The following is a 7,139-nucleotide window of genomic DNA, read 5'->3' on the forward strand; positions in this document are numbered from 1 at the left end:
TCCATGCGGTCGAGCGCCTTGACCCGGCTCTGCGCCTGCTTGGCCTTGCTCGCCTTGGCCTTGAAGCGGGCGATGAATTTCTGCAGGTGGGCGATCTTGTCCTGCTGCTTCGCGTAGGCGTTCTGCTGCAGCTCCATCTGCTGCGCGCGCATGTCCTCGAAGGTGCTGTAGTTGCCGCCGTAGCGCGTGAGCTTGCCGGCGTCGATGTGCAGCGTCACGTTGGTGATGGCGTCGAGGAATTCGCGGTCGTGGCTGATCACCACCAGCGTGCCTTCGTAGCGCTTGAGCCACGATTCGAGCCACACCAGCGCGTCCAGATCCAGGTGGTTAGTCGGTTCGTCGAGCAGCAGCAGGTCGGACGGACACATCAGCGCGCGCGCCAGCTGCAGGCGCATGCGCCAGCCGCCGGAAAAGCTGTTCACCGGATTGCACATCTGGTCGGCAGTGAAGCCCAGACCGAGGATGAGCGCCTGTGCCCGCGACTGCGCGTCGTGTGCGCCGGCGTCGTGCAGCGCCATGTAGGCGTAAGCCATGCGCTCGCCGTCGTCGGTGGCTTCGGCAGCCTGCACTTCCTTCTGCGCGGCGAGCAGCGCGGTGTCGCCCTCGATCACGAAATCGGTGGCCGGCTGGTCGGTTTCCGGCATGTCCTGCGCCACCTGCGCCATGCGCCACTGCGCCGGCATGACGAACTCGCCGCCGTCCTCGTGCAGCGTGCCGTTGAGCAGCGCGAACAGTGTCGACTTGCCGGCGCCGTTGCGGCCGACCAGGCCGACCTTCTCGCCCGGATTGATGGTGGCGGTGGCGCCATCGAGCAGCACCTTGGCGCTGCGGCGAAGGACGACGTTTCTGAGCGTGATCATGCGGGTGAAACTCCAGCGGGTTCTCCCGCGGGGCAAACGGCGGCAGGACGTGGGGATGAGCGGATGCGCGGGCGGCCCGGCGCGGATTGCCAGCTGCCGGAACAGCGGCGGGGCGACGCATATATATGGCGCGCCGCCGGGGGCGGAGTATCGGGCGCGCCGGGGGTGGCCGTCAATCGAGCGGCCGCCCGCTCAGGCCAGCGACACCCCGATCAGCGCGCCGGTGCCGTAGGTCACCCCTGCCGCCACGGCACCAATCAGTACCTGACGCACCACCGAAAACACCGGCCCGCGTCCGCTGAACAGCGAGGTCGCCAGCCCGATCGCGGCCAGCGCAGCCGCCGACAGGCCGCCGCTCCACAGCATGCCGGGCAGGCCCGCGGTGAAGAAGAAAGGCAGCACCGGGAACAGCGCGCCGACGGCGAACAGCACGAAGGAGAAGCCGGCGGCGCTCCACGGGTTGCCGCCCAGCTCGGCCGGATCGATGCCCAGTTCCTCGCGCATCAGCGTGTCCAGCGCGGCCTTCTTGTCGCGCATCAGTTCGGTCGCCACGCGCTGGGCATCCTCCCGCGCCAGCCCCTTGGCCTGGAAGATGAGCGCCAGTTCCTTGCGCTCGGCCTCCGGCGTATCTTCCAGCTCGGCCGCCTCGGCCGCCATCTGCGTCTGCGCGAACTCGCGCGAATTGGTGACCGACAGCCACTCGCCCAGCGCCATCGACACCGCACCGGCGATCAGCCCGGCCAGCCCGGTCAGCAGGATGGTCTGCGCCGGCGCACCGGCGCCGGCCACGCCCATCACCAGGCAGAGGTTGGACACCAGCCCGTCGTTCGCGCCCAGCACCGACGCCCGAAGTTCGTTGCCCGAGCCACCGCGGTGCCAGCGCTCGCCCTTGGCGATGGCCGCCCCGCTCATGCCGCGCGGCTGCCCCGACGCCGCCTCCAGCACCGCCGCATGCGAACGCTCTTCCGCCGACAGCGACGCCGCGTCGGCCTGACCGGCGTACTTGTCACGGTCGGCGACTTCGGCGGTCGCCACCGACGGCAGCACGAAGGACGGCCCGAAGCGCTTTGCCAGCGCCGCCAGCACGCGCGTGCGGAAGCTCGGCCGGAACGCCTCCGGCTTCACGCCTGCGGCCTCCAGCTTGCTGCGCCACAGCTGCGCATGCGCCGCCTCGGCTTCCGCCAGCTGGCGGAACAGGTCGCGCCGCACCGGATCGGATTCGGCATCGGCCAGCGCGGCGTACAGCGCGGCGCCGTCCAGTTCGTCGCGGAGATTCGCCTGGTAGCGGTCTTGGTTCGAAGCCATGGCGTGCTCATGTCGGAAAGCGTCACCCGAGGACGCTGATACGGGCGATAGTGCCTGAATCCGCGGCGCCGCTCACTTCAAGACCACCGAACTGTCGCGACTGCCCGCAGTCGACCTCATGCAGACGACGCGCCCAGGGGCGACAACTTCGCCGCTGCGCACCCATTCCTCGATCACCTTTCCCCTTCAAGGCATTCATTCCCCCTTCCGTCCCTTTACTCACTCGAACCGGAGATCACCATGAAGAACACCGTCCGCAGCACCTTTCGCCTGCGATGGCTGGTCGCCGCGCTCGCGGTCCTGACCTCGGCCACCGCCCCGGCCGCTGAACCGAACAGCGCAGAGCCGACCGCGCGCCCTGCCGGCACCACGCTCAAGGAAGTCGTCGGCCTGACCAACCCTGAATCGGCGGTCGCCCACGCGGACGGCCGCATCTTCGTGACCGAGATCGGCGCGTTCAACAAGGCGGGTGACGGCAAGGTGACCGTCGTGCATCCGGATGGCCGCACTGAAACGCTGGTCGGCGGGCTGAACGACCCCAAGGGCATGGACCTCTTCGGCGACCGGCTCTACGTCGCCGACGTCGACCGCGTGCTGCGCATCGGCCTCGACGGCACGGTGACCGAACTGGCAAAGCCCGGCGACTTCCCGAACAAGCCGGTCTTCCTGAACGACATCGAGATCGACGGCGACGGCGTCGTCTACGTGTCCGACAGCGGCGACGACAAGGGCCAGGGCGCGGGCATTTACGCCATCGCGCCCGACGGCGGCATCCGCACGGTACTCGGCGCCAATGCAGGCATCATGCGCCCGAACGGCCTGCTGCTCGACGGCCCGCGCTCGCTGCTGGTCGCCGACTTCGGCACCGGCAAGCTGTTCCGTCTGGTGATGAAGAAGGCCGACGGCAAACCGGCGCTCAAGCTGCTCTACAGCGGATTCGGCGCCGCCGACGGGCTGCTGCGCGATCGCGACGGCGCGCTCTACGTGAGCGACTGGAAGGGCGGCAAGGTGTGGCGTCTGAGCAAGCCCCGGTCGGCGCCGCAACTGATCACCGAAGGTCACAAGTCCTCGGCGGACATCGGGCTGTCGGCGGACGGACACTACCTGCTGATGCCGGACATGATGGCCGGCACGCTGGTGTTCGTGCCGCTGAAGTGAACGCACCGCGGGCGGCTCAGCGTCCGCGGTAAGGCTCGCAGCCGATGCCGTCACCATCGCGGTCGAGGTGCGGGTCGTGACCGGGCTCGCCTGCACGCACCGGCGCCGCGATGGCAGTGGTCGTCCCCGGTCTTGCGGTTGTTGAGGCAGCCCTCGGCATTCAAGCCCCCGGATGCGCGGCCGCCGCTCCAGCACCGCGTCGCGCAGGCCGGCGGACCACGCGACCGGCTTCCACCATCACCACGGCGTCGAAGCGCGCGAGCAGGCTGGGCAAGTGCACCGACGCAACAATGCAGGCATCCGGAAACGCCGCCACCGACGACGGACAGACGGCCCGCTCAAGTGGCTGCACGGCCTGTCGGTGCGGGTGTCGCTGGCACATATCGCGGTATCGGGCGTGGTGCTCGCGCGCTTCGTCTGAAATCGCACGGAGCGCTATCCGCTGCGCATGCGGGCTGCTTTAATGGATGCACTTTGCGTGCTGCGCGAAGCCGGCCGCCTGGCGTCCGCCCCGATGGCCGTCACCCACTCGACAGGGAGATTTCCATGCGCGTTCCGACACCGTTCCGCCCCGTACTGATGGCCGCCTCCGTCGCGCTTGCGCTGTGCGCGGGTCAGGCGCAGGCGGGTTTCGACTACTTCCTGAAGCTGGACGACATCAAGGGCTCGAGCACCGACGACAAGCACCCGAACTGGAACGAGATCGACACCTTCACCTGGGGCTTCGGCATCGAAACGGTCAGCGGCGGCCCCACCAGCGACATCACGATCCGTCGCCCGGTGTTCCGCGACTTCGAATGGACGCAGGCGCTCGACGCCAGCGTGGCGAAGCTGTTCGCACGGGCCAGCAATGGTGACGCGCTCGACACCGTGACGCTGCACGCGACGACGGACATCGAAGGCCAGCGCGCCACCTTCTTCGAGATGGTGTTCACCGACGCCTTCGTCACCACGTTCGACCTGACCGGCAGCAGCGGCAGCGCGCCGGCCCTGTCAGCGGCCCTCGAATACCGCACCGTCACGCTGAAGTACATCACCCTGAAATCGTCCGGCGCCGTCGGCGAAGAATTCGTCAGCAGCTATGACCTGTCGACGCGGACCGGTTCGGCCGACGCGCTGGCTGCGGTATACGCAATGGGACTATCCGGACCGACCGTGCTCATGGTGCCGGAGCCGGAAAGCTGGGCGCTGCTGCTCGCCGGCCTGGGGCTGACAGGTTTCGCGGCGCGGCGGCGTGCACGGCAACATGCCGCCGGCGCGCTGGCGGCGGCTCAGCGTCCGCGGTAAGGCTCGCAGCCGATGCCGTCACCGTCGCGGTCGAGGTGCGGGCCGTAACCCGGCTCGCCCGCGCGCACCGGCGCCGCGCCCGCGGCACGCGCTTCGGCACAGTTGCGGAAGGCGGTGCCTGCCGGCACCGCGGCCGCCCCTTCCGTCGCTAGCGATGAGGTGCGCGCCGGCGCACCGCGATGGCAGTGGTAATCCCCGGTCTTGCGGTTGTTGTGACAGCCCTCGGCATTCAGGCCGCCAGGATGCGCGGCCGCCGTGGCAGCGGTCGCCAGCAGCAGCGCACCGGACAGCCAGCGGACGGAACAGGGGCGGAAGGGCATCACTGCGGCACAAGAAGGAGCGGACCGCCACAGTCTAGCCGCCTGTGCGGCGCCTGATGTCCGGGCGCTGCGGCTCAGTGCGCCCGCCGCGCCAGCACCGCGTCGCGCGGGCCGGCGTCGACCACGCGGCCGGCCTCGACCACCACCACGGTATCGAAGCGCGCGAGCAGACTGGGCCGGTGCACCGAAGCGACGATGCAGGCCGACGGGAATGCCGCCACCATGCGGTCGAACACCCGACCTTCGGCCTGCGGGTCGAGCGCGCTGGTTGGTTCGTCGAGCAGCAGCAGCGAACTGCCCTGCGCCGCCAGCGCACCGCGGGCCAGCGCCAAGCGCTGCCGCTGACCGCCGGAGAGGTTGCCGCCGCGCTCGCTCAGACCACTCTGCAGCCCGTCGGGCAGGCGCTCGAGCACCTCGTCGAACACGCCCGCGTGCATCGCTGACTGCAGCGCCGCCGGGTCGGCCGGCTGACCGAAAGTGAGGTTCTCTTCGACGCTGGCTTCGAACACTTCGGCTTCCTGCGGAATCAGCGTCGCAAGCGTGCGCAGTTCGGCCCACGGCACCGGCACGCCGTCGCGCAGCAGTTCGCCCTGCTGCGGCTGGTAGAGGCCGGCCAGCGTGCGCAGCAGCGTGCTCTTGCCACCGCCGCTCGGGCCGATCAGCGCCACCCGCGTGCCGCGTCGCAATTCCAGATCCACACCGCGCAGACCGCCGCGCGCGTCGTCGCCGTAGCGCCAGGTGGCGCCGCGCAGCGCCAGCGTCTGCCACGACGCGTCCGCCTGCACCGCGGGCACCTCTGCATCCGGCTCACCGGGTGCGCTCCAGATCGGCTCGGCGCTGCAGTAGTCGGTGTGCATGCGCGCGAAGCCCTGGAAGTTCGACGCCAGCGAAGCCACCACGCCGGCCGCCTGCTGCGCGTACTGGTAGATCATGAACACCGTGCCCAGCGCCACCGCCTGCCCCGGCTCGCGCACCTGCATGACATACACCACCACCAGCACCCAGGTGAGCCCCATGCCGAGCAGATCCACCGCGAACCACTTGCCCTCGTTCACCATCACCGCGCGCCGCAGCGGCGCCATCACCGCCTCCATGCGCCGGCCCAGCAGCACGCGCGACGCCGCCTGCAGCCGCAGTCCGATCACCGTGCCGGCGTTGCCGACGAAATCGAGCAGCGCTGCGGCATAGCGGCGGTCGGCGTCGTTCTCGGCGCGCGCGAGCTGCATCAGCGTGCGGTCGAAGCGCAGGATGATGAGCGCGATCACCACATAGCCGCTCACCGCGATCGCGCCACTGGTGCGCGACAGCAGCGCCAGCGCGACCAGGGGACCGACGAAGTTGAACGCGCTCTGCAGATAGTCGAACTGGTTCTGCGCGAAGTCCGACAGCGCCCGGCTCGCCTGCATCACGCGGTGCTGCAGCTCACCCGAATGCCGCCCGTCCCGCCACGCCAAGGGTGCGGCCGCGATGCGCGCATACAGCGCATCCGCCAGCCGCACGCGCACCCGCACACCGACATTCCGCTCCAGCACCCGCCCCGGCCCGTGCAGCAGCCAGGACAGCAGATAGATGCCCACCAGATAGAGAATCCACCGCCCCGCCGTCGCCATGTCGCCCTGCTGCAAGGCATTGATCGCCTGCGCCGCCAGCCAGGGCATGGTGAGGCGCAGCAGCTGCGCGCCGGAAAGCAGCACGGCTGCGCCGAGCATCTGCGCGCGGGCGCCCTGGGCGTGGAGCCAGAGTGCGCGGTAGAGGTCGCGGGCGGCGGTGGGGAGGGTGATGGCCGATTTCATTTCAATTTCAATAAGGGAAGACGGTCGTCCAGTCTGACTTTGTAACCTACAACGCTTCCCTCGCTTTCCTTCGGGCCAGCGGCAGACAATGAATGTCTAGCCAGAAATTTCTTATTCCGAACAGTTATGATTCAATATCCACAATGGAAAACTACGGATCAAATATCATGCTTCCTCGCTCAAAGAAAGAACTCGATGGATCTATTAGACATATGACTTTGATGTCCTTTGATTGGGAAAACTAGGCCAGCGGAAACCTCAAACCAACGTCTGTTGTTGCACTGTGCAGACTAATCGGAACGCCGGTCAATCCGCGTATTTATACGCACACTGATAACAATGCCTTTCGTATTAGGAAGCTTTCTAAATATGGGTAACTGGCGGCCGTGACTGTTTGGTGGTAGGGGGGGGGGGGG

Annotated in this window: 8 protein-coding genes; 3 read left to right on the forward strand and 5 right to left on the reverse strand. The window is 68.4% G+C overall.

Translation table 11 applies throughout. The features are described from left to right. Together IV112_RS19495 and IV112_RS19500 are read right to left on the reverse strand one after the other, a co-directional pair. Nucleotides 1-860, reverse strand: an 860-nt coding sequence (locus IV112_RS19495) for an ABC-F family ATP-binding cassette domain-containing protein (protein ID WP_304006467.1), incomplete at its 3' end; no start/stop codon positions are given. A 192-nt stretch (nt 861-1,052) separates the two neighbouring features. Then, nucleotides 1,053-2,165: a VIT1/CCC1 transporter family protein gene (locus IV112_RS19500; RefSeq protein ID WP_304006470.1), complete on the reverse strand. Its 1,113-nt coding sequence runs from the start codon at nt 2,163-2,165 to the stop codon at nt 1,053-1,055. Nucleotides 2,166-2,405: 240 nt separating this feature from the next. Here IV112_RS19500 and IV112_RS19505 point away from each other — a divergent pair, with 240 nt between their 5' ends. Beyond that, complete coding sequence (locus IV112_RS19505; protein ID WP_304006472.1) at nt 2,406-3,323, forward strand: SMP-30/gluconolactonase/LRE family protein; 918 nt, start codon at nt 2,406-2,408, stop codon at nt 3,321-3,323. 16 nt (nt 3,324-3,339) lie between these two features. Here IV112_RS19505 and IV112_RS19510 read toward each other — a convergent pair whose 3' ends face one another. After that, complete coding sequence (locus IV112_RS19510; protein WP_304006475.1) at nt 3,340-3,483, reverse strand: excalibur calcium-binding domain-containing protein; 144 nt, start codon at nt 3,481-3,483, stop codon at nt 3,340-3,342. 12 nt (nt 3,484-3,495) lie between these two features. On the opposite strand from IV112_RS19510, the gene IV112_RS19515 reads away from it, so the two are divergent. Together IV112_RS19515 and IV112_RS19520 are read left to right on the forward strand one after the other, a co-directional pair. Next, nucleotides 3,496-3,744: a hypothetical protein gene (locus IV112_RS19515; RefSeq protein ID WP_304006477.1), complete on the forward strand. Its 249-nt coding sequence runs from the start codon at nt 3,496-3,498 to the stop codon at nt 3,742-3,744. Between the two features lie 125 nt (nt 3,745-3,869). After that, nucleotides 3,870-4,610: an Hcp family type VI secretion system effector gene (locus IV112_RS19520; protein WP_304006480.1), complete on the forward strand. Its 741-nt coding sequence runs from the start codon at nt 3,870-3,872 to the stop codon at nt 4,608-4,610. On the opposite strand, the gene IV112_RS19525 is transcribed toward IV112_RS19520, so the two are convergent. Together IV112_RS19525 and IV112_RS19530 are read right to left on the reverse strand one after the other, a co-directional pair. Next, entirely contained in the window at nt 4,595-4,930 is a 336-nt protein-coding gene (locus tag IV112_RS19525) for an excalibur calcium-binding domain-containing protein (RefSeq protein WP_304006482.1), read from the reverse strand. The genes IV112_RS19520 and IV112_RS19525 overlap by 16 nt on opposite strands. 74 nt (nt 4,931-5,004) lie before the next feature. Beyond that, nucleotides 5,005-6,639 (reverse strand): ATP-binding cassette domain-containing protein, encoded by a 1,635-nt coding sequence (locus IV112_RS19530; protein WP_368500657.1) that lies wholly within the window; start codon nt 6,637-6,639, stop codon nt 5,005-5,007. Nucleotides 6,640-7,139 lie beyond the last annotated feature (500 nt).

Source organism: Methyloversatilis discipulorum (genome assembly GCF_018780585.1).
Classification (GTDB): domain Bacteria; phylum Pseudomonadota; class Gammaproteobacteria; order Burkholderiales; family Rhodocyclaceae; genus Methyloversatilis; species Methyloversatilis discipulorum_B.

Bases quoted from the DNA above. Each gene is read 5' to 3' on its own strand.
- IV112_RS19530 (WP_368500657.1), bottom strand. From the start codon at position 6,639: ATGCTCGGCGCAGCCGTGCTGCTTTCCGGCGCGCAGCTGCTGCGCCTC.
- IV112_RS19505 (WP_304006472.1), top strand. From the start codon at position 2,406: ATGAAGAACACCGTCCGCAGCACCTTTCGCCTGCGATGGCTGGTCGCC.
- IV112_RS19510 (WP_304006475.1), bottom strand. From the start codon at position 3,483: ATGCCGAGGGCTGCCTCAACAACCGCAAGACCGGGGACGACCACTGCC.
- IV112_RS19525 (WP_304006482.1), bottom strand. From the start codon at position 4,930: ATGCCCTTCCGCCCCTGTTCCGTCCGCTGGCTGTCCGGTGCGCTGCTG.
- IV112_RS19515 (WP_304006477.1), top strand. From the start codon at position 3,496: ATGCGCGGCCGCCGCTCCAGCACCGCGTCGCGCAGGCCGGCGGACCAC.
- IV112_RS19520 (WP_304006480.1), top strand. From the start codon at position 3,870: ATGCGCGTTCCGACACCGTTCCGCCCCGTACTGATGGCCGCCTCCGTC.
- IV112_RS19500 (WP_304006470.1), bottom strand. From the start codon at position 2,165: ATGGCTTCGAACCAAGACCGCTACCAGGCGAATCTCCGCGACGAACTG.